Consider the following 20,040-nt stretch of genomic DNA (forward strand, 5'->3'; position numbering starts at 1 on the left):
TATAACATTTTACAGAGCAAACCAAATATTACAGATGGTTTCTACAATATTACATTATTAATATCATTTAAATGAATTGTTTCATCACAAAGACGATTTAATAATTTTTTATCATGACTAACTACTAAAACGCCTATTTTTCTTTCTTTAGCAATATTAATCACATTTTGCCAAATTTGAACTTGAGTAACTGCATCCAACATAGTAGTCATTTCATCAGCAATTAAAAATTTTGTTTTAGGACTAAGGGCACGAATAACTGCAAATCTTTGAAGTTCCCCACCAGAAAGTTCATTAGGCCAACGATTCAACCAACTTTGTTGAATACCAAATTTGTCTAATAATTCTTTTGGAGGATTCCAAGATTCATTTAAAGCTTTATTCATCTTCCATTTAGGATTTATAGTTTTTTCAGGATGTTGAAAAACTAATTGGATGGGATTAAACCCGTTATTATTAACTTTTTCTCCATCCAAATAAACATCTCCTTCATAGTTGTTAATATAGCCAGTTAAAATTTTACACAATGTAGATTTTCCACTTCCACTACTGCCCATTAAACCTATAATTTGGTTAGTTTTAAGAAAAATATTAACATCCTTTAAAATCCAATCTGAATCAATATTGTATCTAAAACTAATATTTTCTCCTTTAATCTCCATGAAATAACCTCATTAATCTTCATCAAGTTCCCCACATTTAAAGCATCTAACTTTCCTATCATTAAAGTCTTTTAATTCTGGAATTGATTTATGGCATTTTTCAATTGAATATTCACAGCGCTTAAGATAAGGACAACATTCAATTTCATCACCTTGTAAAGGTTGATGACCTTCAGTTAATTTAAATTCATTTTCGGGTAAAGCTCTGTATAAAGCACGAGTATATGGATGATTTAGTTTTTCACCTCTACCTGTAAAGTCTGAAACATTAGCTATTTCAATTACATACCCTGCATAAAAAACAGCTATTTTATCAGCAATTTTTAAAGCAGCACTAATATCATGAGTTATTAATAATATTCCTACTCCATCATCAGCCATTTCTTTTAAATAGTCTAATGTTTCTTGTACTGCTTTTTCATCTAAACCTGGAGTAGGTTCATCTGCTATGACTAATTCTGGGTTTGAAAGTAATGCCGTTGATACGAGAACCCTTCTTGCCATTCCCCCAGATAATTGGAAAGGATACATATTGTCCACTTCTTCACCTAATCCATATTTTTCAAAAACTTTTCTTTGCTTTTGTTTTTTAATTTTCTTATCTTCATTATCTTTATATTGACCTATTGACTGATCTGCAACTTTCATTAATGGGTCTAAAAAGTTAACTGACTGAGGAATTAAAGTAATTTCATCCCCCCTTAACTTTTCTTTTAATTCTTTATTTAGAATTTTGCCTTTGTATTTCATTTTTCCTTCAAGATTTGCATTTCTAGGTAAAATACCAAGAACCCCATGTGCTAGTAAACTTTTACCTGAACCGCTTGAACCTAAAACAGCAACAATTTCGCCTTTAGAAATATCAATAGATAAATCAGAAATAACCTTTAAATTTCGTTGATTAAGACCTTGGACATATTGAGTAAAAGAAATAGAAATATTACTTACATTTAATAAACTTTCTGACATGGTTTAACCTTTATTCATTTGCATGTGTTGGATCAATCATTTTTTGTATATTTTCACCGATTATATCAAATGTTAAAACAATGATTAATAATGATATTCCTGGGAAAAATGCTAACCACCAAGCTCCAATAGCCAAATATTTCATTGATTCAGACAATATAATGCCTATAGCAGGTTCATGAGGAGATATTCCAAAACCTAAAAAGGTCACGCCGGCTTCATGCATTATTGCATGTGGAAATATCAATATTGTACCTAAAACAATTTGAGTAAGCACTAAAGGTAAGAAATGATTTTTAGCAATCCAAAAATTGGACTTTCCAAAATGTTTAGAAATATTTATATATTCAGATGTTTTAATTTGTTTTAATTCTGCTCTTAAAACTCTTGCAAGTGCTGTCCAATGAGTAACACCAACTCCAACAATTACTCCAAAAGCCCCACCTCCTAATGAAATTGAAATTAGAATAATGAGAAGTATATGTGGGATAGATGAAAATAAATCAATTAACCAATTAACAAAGCTATCTAAATATTTATTGAAACTAGATAAAAATCCAATTATGACCCCCAACAAAGTACTGATTATTGAAGAAAAAGCACCAACTTGAATACTAAGACCCAAACCTTTTAAAGTTCTTGTTAACATGTCCCTACCCATCCAATCAGTACCAAAAAGGTGTTCAAAAGAAGGAGGTAAATTTCTTAAAGTAAATTTAGTCGAAATTGAACTTGCATCAATGAAAAGACTATTAATAATTATAATAACTAAAGCTAAAACTGTTAAAAGAATGATTAAAATAGTTTTTGTTCTTAAGTTTAATTTAAAAGATAAATTTAGCTTTTCATTTTTCATTAAATTCCCCTTCTTTTATCCTAGGATCTACAAAATTGTATATTATGTCTGCAATCATGTTGCCAAAAAAGACAAAAATTGTACTAAATAAAACAATACCTAATAATAATGGAACATCCGATCTTAAACCTGCAGCTACTGTAGCTCTACCAATACCAGGATAAGAAAATACTTGTTCTACTAATACAGTTCCACCAAAGAGTTCATTGAAAGATAAAAACTGTAGGGTTATTGCAGGCAGTAAAATATTTTTAATACCGTGCCTTCTTATTAAATTCCAACCGGATTCCCCTCTAGCTTTTGCGAATAAAATAAAATCAGATGACATGACATTTATTAATTTATCCCTCGTAAACATGGCTATTTGAGCAATTCCTATAACACTTAATGTAATTGCAGGTAAAATTAACCGATAAACCCAATCAAAGAATGAAACATTTTCTGATAATTCACCAACAGGCACACCTAAACCAGTAGGAAACCACCCTAATTGAACTGCAAAAATCATTAGTAAAAGTAGAGCAATCCAAAATGTTGGAGCAGATATTAGAACATAACAATATGTTTTAATAATCTTATCAACCCATTTACCTCTATACATTGCAGCAACAACACCTAATCCAAAACCTAAAATTCCAGAAATAGACCAGGAAGTAATCATTAAAGCTAGTGATGCAGTGAATTTTTCAGAAATAACATTTAATACTGGCATTCTAAATATCAATGAAGTTCCAAAATCCCCTTTTGCTAAATTTCCTAACCAATTAAACATTTTTATAGTTATGGGTTCATTCACCCCCCAATAAGCCTCAAGCTTAACAATATGTTCAGGACTAGCACTTATTTCTCCAATATATGATTTAACCGGATCTATAGGAGACATATCTACTAAAATAAAGCTTATTAACGCAACAGCAATTAATAATATTATTAATCTTATTAGTTTATAAGATAAATATTTGAATAATTTTTGATGATTCATACATCCACCATAATAGAAAACATAAGAAAACTCTGAAATTTATGAAAATAGTACAAATATTTTAAAAAAAAAGAAAAAAAAGATTTAATTAAATTTTTATTTAATTAATTAAACCCGTTTCCAATCGTATATATTTCCATATATATCTCCACATCCATGAGGTTGGATTAAAGGAGTTCCAATGTCCAAACTTTTATCTACAAAAAGAAGATATTCTTGATCATAAATATATATATTTACACAATCACCTTTAGGACCAAAGCCAGTAGTTCCATCCCATGCTGCTAATTTAATAAAGTTATATGTTTCATCAAGGGAAGTTGCACAATTTGATTGGTTTAAATATTTATCAACAGTTGGATTTTTATAAAAGTTAGGATTAGCATATGATTGTCCTGCTACACTACTAAGATATGCTTTATGTACTGGATCTATATCATTAGTTCCATATCCATTAATTGCTGCATTAGAGAATTTTAATGGCATCATTGCATCACCACTTTTACCTTCAGGAATTACTTCAATTCCTATTTCTTTCATCTGATCAGCGAATCCAATAGCTAATTGTTGTGAATCAGGATTAGAAGCACCATATAATAAAGTAAAAGAAGCTTTTGTCCCATTTTTCTCAACAATTCCATCATTATCAGTATCTATCCACCCCCCATCTTTTAATATTTCTTTTGCTTTTTCAGGATTAGAATCAGGCAATTTAGCTTCTTCATTAAACCAAGGCAATTTATCTACACCTGTAAAATCAGGATCTCCATAACCTGAAAACACTTCATCAACTAATTTTTGTCTATTTAAACCTGTATACATTGCTTTTCTAATGGCAATATCAGACGTGACATTATTTCCCTTTGCAAATCCTTCATCTGTTTTTTCACCACTATCATTATTAAATGGCAGGGTTATATATCTAGAATCATATGAAGGTAAACCTTTTAGTTCCATCCCATCAACAGATTGATTACCATAAATTGTAGGTACTGCAGCTATATCCACTTCCCCTCTTTTTGCAGCTGCAAATGCAGCATCATTTTCATAGTATAATATTGTTAATTTCTTAAATGCTGGTTTTTTACCATAATAATGTTCATTTAGTTCAAAAATAGCTTGTTGACCTTTATCCCATTGAACTAATTTATACGGACCAGAACCAATTGGTTTTGTACCGTATGTAGTATTATCATAGTAATAATGAGGAACAATAGGTTGCCTTGCAAGAGTAAATAAAAACTCTGCTTTTGGTTGTTTTAATGTTACTTTAACCGCAGTATCATTCATAGCTTCAGCTTTTTCAAATTCATCATAAAATAAATATCCTTCTGATTTAGCGGCTGTGTTAAAACTGAATGCTACATCTTCAGCAGTAACTTTTTTACCATCACTAAACTTAGCATCATCCCTTATTGTAGCTACCCATGTTTTACTATCTTCTGTTGTGTATCCAGTTCCCAAATCATTTACTATACTTCTATTGTTATCAAATTTAAATAAAGAACTTTGAATTAAAGGCTCACCATTATAAGCCCAACCATACATAGGATCAAACCCGCTTTCAAGTTCTCCACCATGTCCAGTAGCAGCAACAACTAATTCATCAGGATTTCTTGTAGTGGATGGTCCGTTAAATAACGTTGCTACACCAATAACTGCAATTATTATAACAACTGCAATAATTGCCAATTTCTTTTTATCCATACTAAATTACTCCATATAATTTAATGTAAAAAGTATTACATTTTATGTAAATAATTAATAAAAAAGTAATACTTAATATTTATAAAATATTAAATGTTATATTGTTAATTATCCTAATATAAATACTTTATGGTTGATTTTTAGTCAACTGCATTTTATCCAGCAGACTTCAAATTTGATTCTACATCACAACAAGGTTTAAATATATTATTGATCTTATTTTTTAATTAAATGAAAATCGAAAATATTCCCATCACTGTTAAAAAAAAGAATATAAAACACATGTACATACGTATTTTACCTCCAAATGGAGAAGTTAAAGTATCTGCACCATTATCTATCCCAGATGAAGAAATAGTTAAGTTTATTAATTCGAAAAAGGAATGGATTTTGAAAAAGCAAAAGTACATTCTTGAAAATGATATTGAACCTCCCTTAAAATACGATAATGGTGAAAAACATTATGTTTGGGGCGAGGAATTTAACTTGCAGTTAATTTCAAACTCTGCTGTTAAACAAGTATTAATTGACAGAGAAAAATCAATTCTTTACCTTCCAATTTCAAAAAAAAGCACTATTGAGAAAAGGAAAAATATCTTAGATGAATTTTATCGAAAAGAGCTGAAATCAGCTATTCCGAATGTGTTAACTAAATGCACAAAAATTGTTGGAAGAAAACCTAAAGATGTTGGTGTTCGCAAAATGAAAAACTGGGGAAACTGTAAACAAGATGGTGGAATTACATTAAGTTTAAATCTTGCAAAAAAAGACCCTGAATGTTTAGAATATGTAATGATACATGAATTATGCCACCTGATAGAATTCAATCATGGCCAAAATTTTAAAAAATTAATGGACAAAAATTGTCCAAATTGGAAAGTAATAAAAAAAAGATTAAATGAATAAGAAGATTATTTATCTTTAAGCATATCCTCTTTTTCATCAGGAGTTAATTGTTCAACGATTTCTTCAGGAGTTCCTTCATCAAGAAGCTTTCCACCCCTCATTAAAGAAGCCCTATCACAAACATCTAAAACAAAATCCATATCGTGAGAAATGATGATGAATGTTTGTTCTAATTCAGTACGTGCTTTTAAGATAGAATCTGTGACAATGACTCTTGTAACAGGATCCATAGTGCCTGTTGGTTCATCTAAAACAATGAGTTTAGGTTCTTTAATTAAAACTTGTGCAAGAGCAACCCTATGTCTTTCACCCACACTTAGTTGGTCAGGATATTTGTCTAAAATATTTACAGCAACATCATCTGTAAAGCCAACTGTAGTCAATGCATGAATAGCTTTAATCTTACCGAACTCAGCAGGCAAATCTAAACTAATAGCATCAGTCAAGTTACCTAAAATTGTTCTGTGAGGATATAATGAATATTCCTGATGCAATAAACCAATATAAGGCATGATACGTCCACGGTTAAGAGGACCTACTTTTGTCATGTCAATCCATTCATCACCAAGTTTGATTTTGATTTCACCACTGCTTGGTTCAGTTAAACCCATTAACATTCTAGTAGTGGTGGTTTTACCAGAACCACTTAAACCAACAATTCCGTAGATTTCTTCTTTATTAATGGTTAAACTAACACCATCAACGGCTTTAACAACTCCACGTTCAATAGAGTAATAATGTTTTTTAACATCTTCCAGAACCACTTCTGGTTCACCGAACTCTGGAATTTCTGGTTTTTTAGGAATCGGAACAGTTTCCAGAAAGTGATTCACAACAACTTCAGGTTCACCTTCTTCTTTGATTTGACCTGCTTCCAACCAGATAACATTATCTGCAAGTTCTGTCATTACTTCAGGCCAATGGGAAGTAATTAACATTGTAATTCCCTTGTCTTTAACACCGGTTTTCAAAGTGTTATGAAGTTTAACTGCAGTTTGAGGATCCAGTGTACCTGTCGGTTCATCTGCTAAAAACATCATTGGATTTTTAGCTAATTGTCTTGCAAGTACAACTCTCTGTTTTTCCCCCCCACTTAAATCACGAGCAATATGAGTAATTCTATGGTTCATTTGAACCATTTCTAACAATTCTAAAGCAGCATATAACGATTCTTCATACTCAACATCATCAGGCATTGCCCTCATAACATTTTCAATAACAGATTCCTCATCATATAATGCAAAGTTACGTTGTAACATGATTGAAATTCTTCTTTTAATACTTGCGAATAATTTCCTTTCAGCATTGAAAAAATCAACTTCTTTAGCTTCATATGTAGCTCCACAACTACATTTTTCACCTACATGAACCGGTGATTCAACCGCCAGACATTCTGGACAAACGGCAATATTTATTATAATATCACCTGCATCTGGCTTGTATTCCTTGGTTCCCCGAAGCATATTAATTAAAACTGATTTTCCACTTCCACTACGTCCCAATATACCTAAAGTCTCTCCTTCATTAATCTTTAAATTGATATCTTTAAGAACATCCACTCCGTCAAAACTTTTTGTAATATTCTTAAGAGTTATAAAATCCATTAAATCACCTATTGTATTAATTTTTATTCTAAATTATTAATAACACTTTCTAATAACAATTGTTTTAAATATTTTAAAAATCAGCAATATTAAAATCTAAATTTCCAGAAATAAGTGAACGAGCTATTGAAAAGCCATCAACTCCAGTATCAACCATCTTTAAAAGATTTTCATTTGAATTTACAGAATTATTTCCAATAACCTTAATATTAACAGCATTACAAATTTCTTGTAAAAGTTCCCAGTCAGCTTCGAAAAATCCTTTTTTCATTGCATCAATATGCAAATAATTAACGCCACTCTCTTCAATGATATTGGCTAACCTTATTGTATCAGTTCCTTCAACATTAGCTCTGATTTTAACTGAAACCTCACTTTTTACATTATCAACAACATTGGAAATAAAATCAGACAAATCTGGGCGAAATAACATTTCTTGACCACAACCAATGGCTAAAATTTCATTTTGACGACAATGACAATTGATTTCAATAATATCCAAATTCTTAATATTTCCAACATCAATAATCGGTTGCGGAGTTGTTGATCGTACATTAGCTGAGACTTTTACATTAGCATGCGCTTTTTTAATTGATTTGACCTCATTTTCAATATGGGTAAAAATTTCATTTAAAGGGAAATAAAATTCATTCCGTCCCCTTTCGATGATTTTTCTACTTGCTTCGATGGTGGGCGTATCTAAACTATACCCCCCTAAAGTAGCCACATCAAAACCATATGGAATAACCTTATTTAAAAATTCTGAATCAGTTATTCCCGCCATCGGAGCAACTACTTTCATCATGACAATTTCCTCAATATTCTTTTTCGACTACCCAAGTCCACATTCCATTATTATGAGCCCTTATTTCTTCAAGACCAATGTCCGCCATATAAGCGGCATCTTCAGCATTTTTACCTCTGCCTATTCCAGCTTTAAGTTTAATGCCAATTTCTTCATCGATTTCAATCATTATCTCTTCTATATCTTTTTCAGATAATCCATTACACGGAGCCATGAAGTTATCTCCTCCAATGAAGAATAATAATGCTCCTTTTTTAATCAATTTAGTCATTAAATAATGTTGAGCTTTATTAACAATGAAACTTGTATCAAAAGCAGATTCAATATCAGTTAAGGTTTCTGTGACACTATTAATATCAATATGAGCTGCTTGAACAAAACTATCCTTTTCATCAACTAAACTATCAATAGCTAAAATTTCTTTTCTTTTTCCTGATTGGGCACTGCCTGCATTTTGAAGAGCAATAGTAGCTAATTTTTGGGCTTCATGAGGAGTTTCAGCAGATCCAACACCCATACTTATAGTAATTGGATATCTGTTTCTAATAGACCTTTGAATTCTTAAATGGTCTTCTTCATCCAAACCGTTTGAAACCGCAAGTAAGTTATCAAATCTTGTAAAGAAAACTAAACCTTTTTTGTTTCCAAAATGACTATTCAAGTCTGCAAACAAATTTGCTTGTAGCATTTGTAGATCGGATTCAGTTCTTGGCTTTGGAGTTACAGTCCAAGGCCCATAATTGTCTATTTGTATTAAAGTCATTTGTATCATTTGATAATCGCCTCTTATTAAGGAATACTATCTATAATAATTTGTGCCAGATTTTTCTTAACGCCTAAATTATTCATTACTGTATTTGTAATTGTTACCTTATTAACTATTTGATTTAATTGTAATAATAATTGTTCATCTTCATTATCAATCACAATATTGTCTAAAAAATTTTTATATAATGATACTACACCCATAGCTGAAACTTCAATGTTTAAAGCCCTCATGAATTTACTGGCTGGACCTGAAACTGCTCCATAACCGATAATTGGTGAAACCGCAACAACGTAAGTGTCTTTTAAAGCGTCACGAACACCTTCAAGAGATAATATTGGTAAAATTGAAGTGATTGGATTAGACGGTCCGATGATTACTGCATCAGAATTTTTAATTGCATCTACAACCCCTTCACTTGGTGCGACCTCGGAAAATTGGATATCCAAAACCTCCGGGTTTGACTGATGCTTGATTAAAAAATCATGAAATTCCAAGTCCCCGATATCTGAAATAATTTTAATATTGGAATGCTGTTCACTCATAGGAATGATTTTGGATTTAATGCCCATATTTTTAGCCTGAATTTCACATGCTTTACAAAGACCATATTCATTCATCAACTGAGTCTTTTGTATTTTGGTTGCACGGTCTATATCTCCAATTCTAAGCAATTCATCATGACCTAGCTCTTTGAGCCTTTCATGAGTAATGAAGGTATCATCTTTAACACCATACCAAACTTCTTCATTAATCATGTCAGCCATAGTGTATAAAACCGTGTCAATATCGGCAGAAACATAAACACCGGAAAAATAATTGTTTTCCAAAGTATTTACAATAATTGTTAGCTCCCTTGGGTCAACAATTTCTTTTAGACCTTGTAATAATTTAGGAGTTCCAGTTCCTCCAGATAAAACAGTAATCATAACAATCCCTATTTTCTAAAAACATCTGCTTTTTTAGGCATTAAAACAGACTTAACATTTGAGTCAGTATTCCTCAAAGTATCAAAACTACTAAATCCCCGTATAATAACAACTGGAAGTCCTTCATCAGCCTGCCCCATAATAAGAGAAGCGGCAGATGCCAATTCATCACAGATAGCGATTTCAGTTGTTTCCAGTTCCCTGCCATATAAATCCTTTTCACCAACACGTTTCCAAATAGGTGAAATTCCAGAACAACCTACTGTAGTACCAATGGCTCCAAATCTAAATGCTCTTCCTTGAGTATCAGTGATTATAACTGCAATTTCTTCATCGAATTCATTTTCTAAAAATTCACGAATTGCTTGTGCAGATTTATCCGCATCCTTTGGCATTGGAGTGGCCAATCCAATTCCGACATTAGACTCATCAATGCCTGCATTTGCACATACAAAACCGTGTTTTGTTTCAGTTATAATGAAATTATGCCCGATACGGACAACTTCTTTAGATTCATTTAAAATAGCTTCAACCAAACGTGGATCTTTACCAGAATCGTTTGCAAGTCTAATTGCAAATTCGGATGGGATTAAATCATCCAGTCTGATGAAGTTTTCTTCAGCTTTAGAGATTAATGTTTCAGCAATTAAAACAATATCTCCATGATTTAACCTACATCCCTGTTTTTCAATAGCCTCTTTAATAATCTGAGAAATGTTACATTCCCCATCAATAATAGGAATATTTTCTAAGCCAAATAATTCAATACTCATAATAATCATCTAAAAAAAAATTAAAAAAAGAAAAATTATGGATTATAGACATCCAGAGTCCATTCTCCATCAAAAACGGTAGCACAAGAAGTGACCGGTTTCTCATAATTTGCAAAAGCACCTTCATCAAAAATATACTTTGCAGCGCCACTAGAAGTACCCTCTTCAAAATCAACCTTGTCAGGCAATTGATTGCCATAAGTTGAAATGAATACCGCCTCACCATATGATACTTCTTCAACTAATAGTTTTTTATCACTAACAATACCAACATAACATGCATAATCCTCTTTTTCAGTAGTTGAGGTAACAACAGCTGCTATCCTTGGAGTATTATAATCATCTTTTTCATAATCCATAGTTAGTAAGGAATAAGCCAATGCATCCTTAATTCCCATTCCTAAAGCAATCTTATCTGCAATAACATCAGTATGAGAACCATTAGACACAACAGCCATATCTCCCACTATACGAATACTATTATATGAAATATAAGTATTCTTATAGATATCCTTTTCAAAACCTTCTATCGGGACAACAGCTACCCTATCATCAGATTTTAAACATTTCCTATTTGGAAATGACCTACTTGATACCCTGTATGCTGCAAAAGGTTTGCCATCACCATTCATCCCTATTGATAAAATTCTCCCATTATACATTTTTTCTCTCCATTTAAAGTTCAGGACGTTGAACAGCCTGATTTGCTGATACTCCAGGCGGTGTCTTAATGACAATTTCACCAGGTTTAATAATAACTTGTCCTTTGTCAATGACATTAGCATGCACACCTACCGAACTTCCAGCAATCGCATCAGAACGGTCCTGACCATTAACAGTCACTTTATGTAGATTGGCCACTGGCATAACATAATATTCCTGATCTCCAGAAACATCAGTGACATTAAGCTTCCCCCCACTATCATCAGCTTGGTCAGTGACATCTGCTTGAACACCTGTAGCTGAAAAATTACTAGTAACTACTAAAAAAATCATTATAGTAAATAGAATATCAATAAATGGAACTAAATTGATACTTGGCTTTTGTTCTAAAAATTTCTTTTTATGTTTTCTTACATCAAGAGCCATCTAATCACCTATTGTCTTAGTTTACTTTCAGTAATTTCAGCAGTGACATTACATTTCTCTAAAATAATATTCACAATACTTTTATCCAACATGCTTGGTTTAAAAGAAACTTTAATATTGGCATAAGGGTCTGAAATCAGTCTGGTATTTACAACACCATCAGCTTCCTGTAGTGCTTCAAGTGCACATTCCACATTAGAATCCACTCTAACTTTTACTACTGCATATCCCCAGTTGGTCATTTTTGTAGCAAGTTCAATTTTATCCATTTCAGATTCAATAAGACCTTGAATATAGGTATATAATGGCAATAACACAATAGCCACTAAAAGACCCATGATAGTAGTCGTTAAAGCTACATAAATACCTTCCGCCATCGCTGCAGAATCAGGATGAACGCCTAAAGATTTAAAGGTCATCCAAATACCAATAACTGTACCGATCAAACCTAAAAACGGAGCGAGTTCAGTAATTGTTTTAATTGTGCTTAAACCTTTAGTCATTTTAGCTAATTCAACAATGAATATTTGCTCCATACTTTCTTCAACTTCAGTTTTATTTTTATAACCAATCTTTAAAGTTTCAGAAATAATTCTAGAAATAGGATTTTTAAAACCGTTAATTTGTTTTAAAGCTTCAACAGCACCTCCTCTTTCCATAGATGCTGTTACAACACCGAAAATTTCAGTTGTATCAACTTTACTTATTTTTCTAAGATATGCAATTTTTCTCAATGAAATAAGAAAACCATAAATGCCCACAAAAAGAATTATATAAGTGATAATTCCTCCCTGAGCGAAAATATCCATTATCCCATCAATAAAAGGCATAATATATTCAACAATCATTTTTATCCCTATAAATTATCTATTAAAATTATTTATGAAAATACTTTTATTAATACACATACTTAAAATTATTTAAAAAAGGACTTCTCGAAAACTTGTGTGGTAAATTATTTTCCGATTAAGTTGTGCACTTAAATCATTTCATTTTAGCGACGGTATTCCAGGACAACCTAACAAAGTCAGGCATTTCATCATAAGTATAGTTAGTTAAGAATTTTTTTGTAGTTGGGTCAGATGGATACCCGGAACCGATTCCTCCAGATTTAATAAATTCCTCATTAATCTCAGCTATCTGGTCATCCCTTTCAGCTTTTGCAATAATGGATGCTGCACTTACCTGAATATAATTATCATCAGCTTTATGTTCAGCAATGACATTGAATCCCGTATCTTTGCATAAATTTTCTTGAAATCTCTCAGCTTTTACATCAACAGCATCAACAATAGCTTTTTCAGGTTTTAATCTTAGAATCAAGTCTTCCATTGCATTCTTTTCAATTTCATTAAGATTAATACCTTCTGCTCGCATTTCATCAATTTCACTAGCAGTAATTACAATAATGTCATATTCAAACATTTTCTTTAATTTACGGGACAAAATAGTGCGGCGATGAGGAGCTAGTTTTTTTGAATCTTTAACCCCCATTCTTTCAAGGACTTTTTCCATTTTTTCAGGAACAATAACTCCCGCAATAACCATAGGACCTAAAACAGACCCCCTTCCAGCTTCATCAATACCTAAAATATCCATATAAATCAAAAAAAAATAATAAAAAAAGAAGTGAAATAAAATAAATTTATTTCATAGCCCTAAGACGGACTTCAGGTTCTAACGCTAAAGGTTCGGCTGCTACGATTGCAGTTCCTTTTGCTACAACAGTCATTGGATCTTCGGAAATTTCTATAGGTATGGCAATTTCATCAAAGATTCTTTCTTTTAATCCACGAAGTCTTGAACTTCCACCAACAGCAACAGAATTGTTATAAACACCCATCATCAATTCAGGAGACAGCCTTTCTAAAATAACATTTAAACCATCAACAATTTGTTGCATGAAAGGTTCTACTGCATCTGCAACAAGCATAGAATCAATGACTACTTTTTTAGGACGATTGGTTTCTAATGATTTACCAATTATTTCCACACTTAAGTTTTCAAGTTGTTCGGAACAATGCACCATGCCAACTTCCATTTTAGCAGATTCCGCATCATGAATACCAATTGCTACATCGTATTTTTCTGCTACAAGTTCAACGATTTTATTATCAATATCGTCTCCACCACATCTTACGGTTTCAATATCATTAATTCCGCCAAGAGAAATAATTACAATATCAGTTGAACCAGCACCAATATCCACAACCATAGTACCATTTGGTTCTGCTATAGGCAAACCTGCACCAATGGCCGCAGCCAATCCTTCACTGATTACTAAGATATTTTGTGCACCTGCTTTTCTTCCAATCTCTTCAGCAGCGTTTTTTTCTACTTCAGATGCATCACCAGGAATGCCAATGACGATTCTTCCTATAGTTTCACCTTCATTAATACCTATCTGCATTGCTTTAATGAGTAATGCCTGTGCCTGTACAACGTTTTCAATGACTCCTTTTTTTAATGGTCTTACTGCAAGAATATCTTCAGGAGTTCTTCCCAACATTTTTTTAGCTTCTTCACCGACAGCTAAAACTTCAGCAGGATCATCTTTTTTTACTGCAACAACAGAAGGAATCTGGTATAAATCAAATTTATCCCCTGACGGTTTTGCAATTACAGTATTTAAAGTTCCTAAATCAATTCCTAAACTGTTACTAATGACTTTAGTGTTTTCAGTTTGTGGTTCTTCATCTTCATTTCCAAAAATATTCATGATTAATCCTCCGTTACAATGTCTCTGAAATCTATAACGAAAATTCTATTAGATGTAGCTATACTTTGAACTTTCCCAACATCACCATCTTTTTCAACAGAAAGCAAAATTGTTGATAGAACAATTTCATTTGCATTATAAAATGGTTTAAGAGCAGACTTAATAAAGTTTGGCAATTTAACATCACTGTTAAAATCAATATCAATGAAACTGGTAGTTTGAGATTCTTTAATTATTGCAACAGGAATCTTTGATTTTTCAATTTTGGATACAGAGTCCCTAATTACATCATCAGGCCCGACAAGCACCATCAAGTTTGGTTCTTGAGACAAATAATCTCTTGCAATATGAATAAACGCCCCACCACATTTTTGAGTGTCATTCTTAAAATCGTTAAGGATTAAAGAATTTCCATAAAGCATGATAAAATCAAATTTTTTATCAAGCTTGCCTTCATTAAGAATTACATGTTCTCTGAATAATATTTTAACTTTATGATTAGAAGCTATGGCTTTATATGCCATATCATCAATCAATCCAACATTACCTGCAATAACACACCAGTCTTTTTCAATTTTTGAGTTTCCGTCTGACGAAATTCTTGCGGCTTGCCTGAGAACACGTATATTATCTTCAATCATTTAACTACTCACAATTCATTAATATAACTTCTTTATTAAAATAAACAATAAATTTAACTTATAACTATTAAATTTGAAAAATAATATCCTAATCCAATGCGTAAATAATGAAATTTATTGCTATTATTTAAAGTCTAACAATTAATATTTATTAAAAATATTATTATATATATTTTATCTTTAAGTCATTGAAATTTTAAAAGAAAATCTAAAATTTAAAAACAAATTATTTAACAATGCAAAATAAAAATATAACCAACAATACCATATTATCACTATGAAATAACTTGTTGAAATAATTATAATAAAATTTAAGTAAAATTGAGATTGAATCCAAGAATAGATTAATAAGAAATAAAAATAAAAGTATTATTGGAGTTAAAATATGGATAGCATAAACACAGAAATTGAAAGTTTCATAGCAATGTCGGATATAATCTCATTGTTAAATATGAGTTCAGGATTTCTATCAATTATCTGCTCAATTAACAATAATTTTGAATTATCCGCAATCCTTATGATAATTGCTATCATGTTTGACTCAGTAGATGGTTGGGTAGCAAGAAAAAGAAATAGGCAAGATGACCTAGACTTCGGAAAGAATATTGATTCACTATCAGATGTAATTTCCTTTGGAGTTGCTCCGGCAATATTTATTTTTAGCTGCATTAACCCTGCCCATGGCATTTTTCAAACAATTGTAATACTTGTTAGTTTATTAATAGTTGTCTGCGGAGTTTTAAGATTAACAAGATATAATGTAATTGCAGGAAAAATTGAAACTGATGATTTCATTGGTTTGCCAATACCATGTATGTCCTTTATAATAGCTACATTATACCTTAGTGGAATATTTAATCCTGTTTCAGCATTAATTTTAAGTATTCTTGTCTCATTACTAATGATTAGTAATATCAGATATCCTAAATTTGACAATATCCCATTAATTGGAATATCGGTTATATTAATTATATTATTAATTCTTCCAATTAACCTAACAATATATAACATTAACATGGCAGGATTATTGTTACTCCTATTTTGTCTACATTACCTAATAATTAATTTAATTAAAAGATAATACCACAGTACTCCTAATAATTAAATTAACCATCTAACAATTAAAAGGAGTATCTAAAATGAAAGATGAAAAACCAAGAGATCCATTATATCCCAAAGGTTTTAGACAAACTCAAGAATTAAAAACCCAAATTTCACAAGAGTTTCCAAAGCCTGAAGAAAAAGAAGAAAAAGATGAGTTATCTCCTTTAAAAAAATTAAATCATAAGCTAGGAGTTTATTTGACCCCAAATTCCGTTGACATAAGTGATAATGAAAGAAAAAGGAAAATTGGAATAATCATAACAACGATGATTTTTTTAACATTGATTATTTCGGCTTATTATTTCATAATATATGAACCTGCCCAAGAAGAGTTATCTATCGCAAAAACAACAAAACTAAATGAACTCCATGATTTGTATTCAGGGGCTTTGACCACATCTCCAAATGCCATGATGCTAGAAGAAAAAATAAACGACGCTAACACAGCCGAGGAAATTCAAGTAATAAATATACTGACTCCAGCAACAAAAGACTGGCAATCCTATCATGAAAAATCAGTTAACTCGAACATGGACAAATATAACAGAACAATGGCCATTTATGAAAATGAAAGTAAAAGCACAATTATTCCAGCATCAGAAGCTATGGAAATCATTAGCGAAAATGATGCAACAATTCTTTCAAGAATTAAATTTGAAGAACCGAATACTGTATCCGTCCCCATTTTAGTTTCAAGACTTCAGGCAGGAGCCGGACTTGTTAGAGAAGGCAGTGTTGTAGACATCTATACAAGTAACAATTCAACTGATGAAAATTACACAAGCACCAACACCACTCCTGAAATAAGCGGATGCACTGTTTTATCTATAATGAGATATGAGGAAAATGGGGAAATTGATGCTGAATACTCAAAATCAAATATGAATGTTGAAGGAAACAATACCAATCCAAAAGAAAATACTAAACGTTTCTCATCAGATGTGTTGGAAATGATAAAAGGTGCAATTGTCAAAGGTTATGATGAAAAACAGACCCTTAAAATGCTTAAAGATTATGGGGTTAAATTATCTAATTACGAGCGAGAAATTAATTTAGGTGATTTGAATGCCCAATATATGCTTTTAATAGAAACACCGCAAGATAAAGTTAATTATGTCCTGAAAAATATGGACAATATAATATTGACGATACCTACATCAGAAGCACCTGATTGGATGGTATCTGAAATCAACTCAACATATAATAATTAAAAAAAGTATTATATGAGATACTACAAAATTGATATCATGGACAAACCTAAAATTTCAACAATGATTGTGATAATTTGTTTGCTTATTATCGGATTATATGCAATGGGAGAAGTGAATTACTATTCAGCAAAACTAGTAATTGAAAAAAACATTGATTCTCCTAAAATTATAATCCCTTCAATTGGGGTTGATGAAAAAATTAACAACAAATCCTTAAATCAGGGCGTATTAAGTGATCCTGGTGAAAATGTTCCGCCCAATGATACGGTTGTACTGTATGGACACAGAACCCTTCAAGGATCACCATTTTTAAGGTTAAATGAACTTGAAATTGGAGATTCATTCTTACTAGAATGGCCTGGAGTAGGTGAGCTAAACTATACTGTAACAAATACAACAATTGTGCCTGCATCATATAACCTAAAATATGGCGGTGCAAACAGTACAATATTAGTCACCTGTGATCCTATTGGGTCAACTGAAAATAGACTATTAGTTTACGGCGAGTTAAATAATATAAGTTCCATAAACGAGAAGATTATTAAAAACAATCCCCAAGAGTTTAATGCGTTAATGATTTCGTCAATATTTCTAATAGTCGGATTGGCATTTAGTTTCTTTTATCCTAAAGACAACAGAATATACATTTTAATCACAGTAATAATCATTTCAGCGATTTTATTTTACTGTTTCATAAATCCAATCCCTTCCGAACAAATTTATGATAAAATAATATTTTTAAATGGAGGAGCATGATGGATGTAGATAAGGAATACTTTTCAAATATAACTGCCCGAGAAAGAGCCATATTTGAAGGTGCTATTAGTATGGGCGCATTATTTCATCAGTTTGTAGGAACACCCATAAATAAAAAATCTAAAGAAAGTTTAGAAAAAGCTATTGAAGAGTCTGTAAGCCTGCAACCTGCAATTGAGAAAGTGGAAGCTAAAATAAGATTTGATAAACTTGAAGAATCAATGACCGAATTTGAATACACCTCCCTAACCGGCGATATGTTAGATGTTAAAATCCATACAAAAGTGGAGAATGTCAAAGCAATTATTAGAATTGAATTTAATGAAGAACTGAATTATCCTTTAATGTATGTTGAAAGCATAAAAGATTAATAAATATCTTTTAAATCTTTCAATAATTCTTTTAAATGATTCTTTTTAACATGATTCATTAAAACGACCCTGATTGCAACAGGACATTTAGCAACAGACACTTTCCATCCCAAATCTTCTAATTTTTGAGCTAAATCATTAGTGGCCATATCCGGATGATTAAAAGCTATTATGTTTAATTCAGGTTCACAAATTAGTTCATAACCTAACTCTTTTAGATTTCCAGCTAAAAATTTAGTATTTTCCATTAAATTTTCAGCTAATTTAAAATAACCTTCTTTTCCAAAGTATTTCATAATTGCATAAGTCGCAGCTGATGAAGCTCCTAAACGAGTTCCTACAATGGTGGATTGTGTTTTAACAGTTAAATATGGTGAATCAACAGCCATTACATCCAAATATTCACTGTGTCTAAAAATAATTCCTCCAGCAGGAATCGGAGCCAAACCCATTTTATGAGGATCAACAGTTATAGAACAAACTCCTTCAAGTGAAAAATCAAAATTAGGTAAGTCATAACCAAGTTCTTTTAAAAATGGAATTGAAAATCCGCCAAATGCCGCGTCAACATGGAAATAAATATTATTTTCCAAAGCGATTTTTGAAATTTCCTCAATTGGATCTATTAAACCTAATTCAGTAGTGCCTGCAATAGCAACAATAGCTACTGTTTTATCAGATATTGCCTCCCTAACAGATTCAACATCTATTTTATAATTGTCATCTAATTTAGCTTCAACTATCTCCAGATTTAACATGTCAGCAGCTTTTTTAAATGAAAAATGAGCAGAATCGGGAATAATTATTTCACCATCAGTTATCCCCTTATATTTTCTTGCATGATTTCTTGCAGCCCTTATCGCCATTAAATTAGCTTCAGTCCCCCCTGTGACAATATTGCCATAAGCATTGTCAAGAGACAATAAATCCCCAATAGATTTAATAACCTCATTTTCAATTTGTTTAGTTCCTTTAAATAATCCAGGATCACCCAAATTGGTGTCTAGAAATTCACAATAAACTTTTTTAGCAAAAGGATGGGCTTCAGTACACATTGAGCCTAAAATTCTGCCGTCTGCATAATCATGATCCAAACTATGAATTTCCTCTAATTCCTTTAAAATAACTTGCTTATCTGCTGGTTTATCATCCATAAAATAACCTAATTTATTGTTAAAAATAAAAATAAA

The 20,040-nt window shown here is 31.6% G+C and carries 22 protein-coding genes; 5 read left to right on the top strand and 17 right to left on the bottom strand.

Annotation, left to right across the window (positions count from 1 at the left end; genetic code table 11):
* Nucleotides 1-41 precede the first annotated feature (41 nt).
* The 5 genes from Q9969_RS05950 to Q9969_RS05970 all read right to left on the bottom strand — a co-directional run bounded on the left by Q9969_RS05950 (nt 42) and on the right by Q9969_RS05970 (nt 5,176).
* Entirely contained in the window at nt 42-662 is a 621-nt protein-coding gene (locus tag Q9969_RS05950; protein ID WP_305555470.1) for an ATP-binding cassette domain-containing protein, read from the bottom strand.
* 12 nt (nt 663-674) lie between these two features.
* The gene (locus tag Q9969_RS05955; protein WP_305555473.1) at nt 675-1,631 is read right to left on the bottom strand and encodes an ABC transporter ATP-binding protein; all 957 of its coding nucleotides are present in this window, start codon (nt 1,629-1,631) and stop codon (nt 675-677) included.
* Between the two features lie 10 nt (nt 1,632-1,641).
* Complete coding sequence (locus tag Q9969_RS05960) at nt 1,642-2,487, bottom strand: ABC transporter permease (RefSeq protein WP_305514455.1); 846 nt, start codon at nt 2,485-2,487, stop codon at nt 1,642-1,644.
* Nucleotides 2,477-3,469, bottom strand: a complete 993-nt coding sequence (locus Q9969_RS05965; RefSeq protein ID WP_305555476.1) for an ABC transporter permease — start codon at nt 3,467-3,469, stop codon at nt 2,477-2,479. Before Q9969_RS05965 ends, Q9969_RS05960 begins: the two co-directional genes overlap by 11 nt.
* Before the next feature lie 108 nt (nt 3,470-3,577).
* Nucleotides 3,578-5,176: an ABC transporter substrate-binding protein gene (locus tag Q9969_RS05970; protein ID WP_305555479.1), complete on the bottom strand. Its 1,599-nt coding sequence runs from the start codon at nt 5,174-5,176 to the stop codon at nt 3,578-3,580.
* A gap of 231 nt (nt 5,177-5,407) precedes the next feature.
* On the opposite strand from Q9969_RS05970, the gene Q9969_RS05975 reads away from it, so the two are divergent.
* A complete protein-coding gene (locus Q9969_RS05975) occupies nt 5,408-6,082 on the top strand; it encodes a SprT family zinc-dependent metalloprotease (RefSeq protein ID WP_305555482.1) in 675 nt (224 codons plus the stop codon).
* A 5-nt stretch (nt 6,083-6,087) separates the two neighbouring features.
* On the opposite strand, the gene atwA is transcribed toward Q9969_RS05975, so the two are convergent.
* From atwA to Q9969_RS06030, 11 genes are all read right to left on the bottom strand, one after another.
* Nucleotides 6,088-7,686 carry a methyl coenzyme M reductase system, component A2 gene (atwA, locus tag Q9969_RS05980; protein WP_305555485.1) on the bottom strand — a complete coding sequence of 533 codons (1,599 nt, stop codon included), beginning with the start codon at nt 7,684-7,686 and terminating at the stop codon, nt 6,088-6,090.
* A 73-nt stretch (nt 7,687-7,759) separates the two neighbouring features.
* On the bottom strand, nt 7,760-8,470 hold the full coding sequence (locus tag Q9969_RS05985; RefSeq protein ID WP_342765943.1) for a tRNA-dihydrouridine synthase: 711 nt from the start codon (nt 8,468-8,470) through the stop codon (nt 7,760-7,762).
* Between the two features lie 31 nt (nt 8,471-8,501).
* Complete coding sequence (locus tag Q9969_RS05990; RefSeq protein ID WP_305513478.1) at nt 8,502-9,263, bottom strand: GTP cyclohydrolase III; 762 nt, start codon at nt 9,261-9,263, stop codon at nt 8,502-8,504.
* Between the two features lie 17 nt (nt 9,264-9,280).
* Nucleotides 9,281-10,186 carry a 2-phospho-L-lactate transferase gene (gene cofD / locus Q9969_RS05995; protein WP_305513476.1) on the bottom strand — a complete coding sequence of 302 codons (906 nt, stop codon included), beginning with the start codon at nt 10,184-10,186 and terminating at the stop codon, nt 9,281-9,283.
* 8 nt (nt 10,187-10,194) lie between these two features.
* Nucleotides 10,195-10,968 carry a coenzyme F420-0:L-glutamate ligase gene (locus Q9969_RS06000; protein ID WP_305513474.1) on the bottom strand — a complete coding sequence of 258 codons (774 nt, stop codon included), beginning with the start codon at nt 10,966-10,968 and terminating at the stop codon, nt 10,195-10,197.
* 26 nt (nt 10,969-10,994) lie between these two features.
* Nucleotides 10,995-11,621, bottom strand: a complete 627-nt coding sequence (locus Q9969_RS06005) for an IMP cyclohydrolase (RefSeq protein ID WP_305513469.1) — start codon at nt 11,619-11,621, stop codon at nt 10,995-10,997.
* 13 nt (nt 11,622-11,634) lie between these two features.
* Nucleotides 11,635-12,048 carry a biopolymer transporter ExbD gene (locus Q9969_RS06010; protein ID WP_305513467.1) on the bottom strand — a complete coding sequence of 138 codons (414 nt, stop codon included), beginning with the start codon at nt 12,046-12,048 and terminating at the stop codon, nt 11,635-11,637.
* Between the two features lie 8 nt (nt 12,049-12,056).
* Nucleotides 12,057-12,896: a MotA/TolQ/ExbB proton channel family protein gene (locus Q9969_RS06015; RefSeq protein WP_305513465.1), complete on the bottom strand. Its 840-nt coding sequence runs from the start codon at nt 12,894-12,896 to the stop codon at nt 12,057-12,059.
* 136 nt (nt 12,897-13,032) lie between these two features.
* Nucleotides 13,033-13,647 (bottom strand): ribonuclease HII, encoded by a 615-nt coding sequence (gene rnhB, locus Q9969_RS06020; protein ID WP_305513711.1) that lies wholly within the window; start codon nt 13,645-13,647, stop codon nt 13,033-13,035.
* 46 nt (nt 13,648-13,693) lie between these two features.
* Nucleotides 13,694-14,767 carry a rod shape-determining protein gene (locus tag Q9969_RS06025; protein ID WP_305513463.1) on the bottom strand — a complete coding sequence of 358 codons (1,074 nt, stop codon included), beginning with the start codon at nt 14,765-14,767 and terminating at the stop codon, nt 13,694-13,696.
* Between the two features lie 2 nt (nt 14,768-14,769).
* Nucleotides 14,770-15,408, bottom strand: coding sequence for a hypothetical protein (locus tag Q9969_RS06030; protein WP_305513461.1), 639 nt, complete (start codon nt 15,406-15,408; stop codon nt 14,770-14,772).
* A 385-nt stretch (nt 15,409-15,793) separates the two neighbouring features.
* Here Q9969_RS06030 and Q9969_RS06035 point away from each other — a divergent pair, with 385 nt between their 5' ends.
* From Q9969_RS06035 to Q9969_RS06050, 4 genes are read left to right on the top strand one after another with little or no spacing between them, the layout of a single operon-like run.
* Nucleotides 15,794-16,489, top strand: a complete 696-nt coding sequence (locus Q9969_RS06035) for an archaetidylserine synthase (RefSeq protein WP_305555488.1) — start codon at nt 15,794-15,796, stop codon at nt 16,487-16,489.
* Nucleotides 16,490-16,547: 58 nt separating this feature from the next.
* The gene (locus tag Q9969_RS06040) at nt 16,548-17,723 is read left to right on the top strand and encodes a DUF515 domain-containing protein (RefSeq protein WP_305555491.1); all 1,176 of its coding nucleotides are present in this window, start codon (nt 16,548-16,550) and stop codon (nt 17,721-17,723) included.
* Between the two features lie 36 nt (nt 17,724-17,759).
* A complete protein-coding gene (locus tag Q9969_RS06045) occupies nt 17,760-18,479 on the top strand; it encodes a sortase (protein ID WP_305513455.1) in 720 nt (239 codons plus the stop codon).
* Complete coding sequence (locus tag Q9969_RS06050; RefSeq protein ID WP_305513709.1) at nt 18,479-18,850, top strand: dihydroneopterin aldolase family protein; 372 nt, start codon at nt 18,479-18,481, stop codon at nt 18,848-18,850. Before Q9969_RS06045 ends, Q9969_RS06050 begins: the two co-directional genes overlap by 1 nt.
* Here Q9969_RS06050 and mfnA read toward each other — a convergent pair.
* Nucleotides 18,847-20,004 carry a tyrosine decarboxylase MfnA gene (gene mfnA / locus Q9969_RS06055; protein WP_305513453.1) on the bottom strand — a complete coding sequence of 386 codons (1,158 nt, stop codon included), beginning with the start codon at nt 20,002-20,004 and terminating at the stop codon, nt 18,847-18,849. The two genes, Q9969_RS06050 and mfnA, sit on opposite strands and share 4 nt — an antisense overlap.
* Between the last annotated feature and the right edge of the window lie 36 nt (nt 20,005-20,040).

The sequence above is a fragment of the Methanobrevibacter sp. V74 genome (assembly GCF_963082495.1).
Taxonomy (GTDB): domain Archaea; phylum Methanobacteriota; class Methanobacteria; order Methanobacteriales; family Methanobacteriaceae; genus Methanocatella.

Excerpts from the sequence above, each read along its gene's own strand:
- Q9969_RS06010 (WP_305513467.1), bottom strand. The coding sequence starts at position 12,048 with ATGGCTCTTGATGTAAGAAAACATAAAAAGAAATTTTTAGAACAAAAG.
- Q9969_RS05990 (WP_305513478.1), bottom strand. The coding sequence starts at position 9,263 with ATGATACAAATGACTTTAATACAAATAGACAATTATGGGCCTTGGACT.
- Q9969_RS05965 (WP_305555476.1), bottom strand. The coding sequence starts at position 3,469 with ATGAATCATCAAAAATTATTCAAATATTTATCTTATAAACTAATAAGA.
- Q9969_RS05985 (WP_342765943.1), bottom strand. The coding sequence starts at position 8,470 with ATGGCGGGAATAACTGATTCAGAATTTTTAAATAAGGTTATTCCATAT.
- Q9969_RS06030 (WP_305513461.1), bottom strand. The coding sequence starts at position 15,408 with ATGATTGAAGATAATATACGTGTTCTCAGGCAAGCCGCAAGAATTTCG.
- mfnA (WP_305513453.1), bottom strand. The coding sequence starts at position 20,004 with ATGGATGATAAACCAGCAGATAAGCAAGTTATTTTAAAGGAATTAGAG.
- rnhB (WP_305513711.1), bottom strand. The coding sequence starts at position 13,647 with ATGGATATTTTAGGTATTGATGAAGCTGGAAGGGGGTCTGTTTTAGGT.
- Q9969_RS06000 (WP_305513474.1), bottom strand. The coding sequence starts at position 10,968 with ATGATTATTATGAGTATTGAATTATTTGGCTTAGAAAATATTCCTATT.
- Q9969_RS06035 (WP_305555488.1), top strand. The coding sequence starts at position 15,794 with ATGGATAGCATAAACACAGAAATTGAAAGTTTCATAGCAATGTCGGAT.
- Q9969_RS06040 (WP_305555491.1), top strand. The coding sequence starts at position 16,548 with ATGAAAGATGAAAAACCAAGAGATCCATTATATCCCAAAGGTTTTAGA.
- Q9969_RS05950 (WP_305555470.1), bottom strand. The coding sequence starts at position 662 with ATGGAGATTAAAGGAGAAAATATTAGTTTTAGATACAATATTGATTCA.
- Q9969_RS05960 (WP_305514455.1), bottom strand. The coding sequence starts at position 2,487 with ATGAAAAATGAAAAGCTAAATTTATCTTTTAAATTAAACTTAAGAACA.
- cofD (WP_305513476.1), bottom strand. The coding sequence starts at position 10,186 with ATGATTACTGTTTTATCTGGAGGAACTGGAACTCCTAAATTATTACAA.
- Q9969_RS06005 (WP_305513469.1), bottom strand. The coding sequence starts at position 11,621 with ATGTATAATGGGAGAATTTTATCAATAGGGATGAATGGTGATGGCAAA.
- Q9969_RS06050 (WP_305513709.1), top strand. The coding sequence starts at position 18,479 with ATGGATGTAGATAAGGAATACTTTTCAAATATAACTGCCCGAGAAAGA.
- Q9969_RS05975 (WP_305555482.1), top strand. The coding sequence starts at position 5,408 with ATGAAAATCGAAAATATTCCCATCACTGTTAAAAAAAAGAATATAAAA.
- Q9969_RS06025 (WP_305513463.1), bottom strand. The coding sequence starts at position 14,767 with ATGAATATTTTTGGAAATGAAGATGAAGAACCACAAACTGAAAACACT.
- Q9969_RS05955 (WP_305555473.1), bottom strand. The coding sequence starts at position 1,631 with ATGTCAGAAAGTTTATTAAATGTAAGTAATATTTCTATTTCTTTTACT.
- Q9969_RS05970 (WP_305555479.1), bottom strand. The coding sequence starts at position 5,176 with ATGGATAAAAAGAAATTGGCAATTATTGCAGTTGTTATAATAATTGCA.
- atwA (WP_305555485.1), bottom strand. The coding sequence starts at position 7,686 with ATGGATTTTATAACTCTTAAGAATATTACAAAAAGTTTTGACGGAGTG.
- Q9969_RS06015 (WP_305513465.1), bottom strand. The coding sequence starts at position 12,896 with ATGATTGTTGAATATATTATGCCTTTTATTGATGGGATAATGGATATT.
- Q9969_RS06045 (WP_305513455.1), top strand. The coding sequence starts at position 17,760 with ATGGACAAACCTAAAATTTCAACAATGATTGTGATAATTTGTTTGCTT.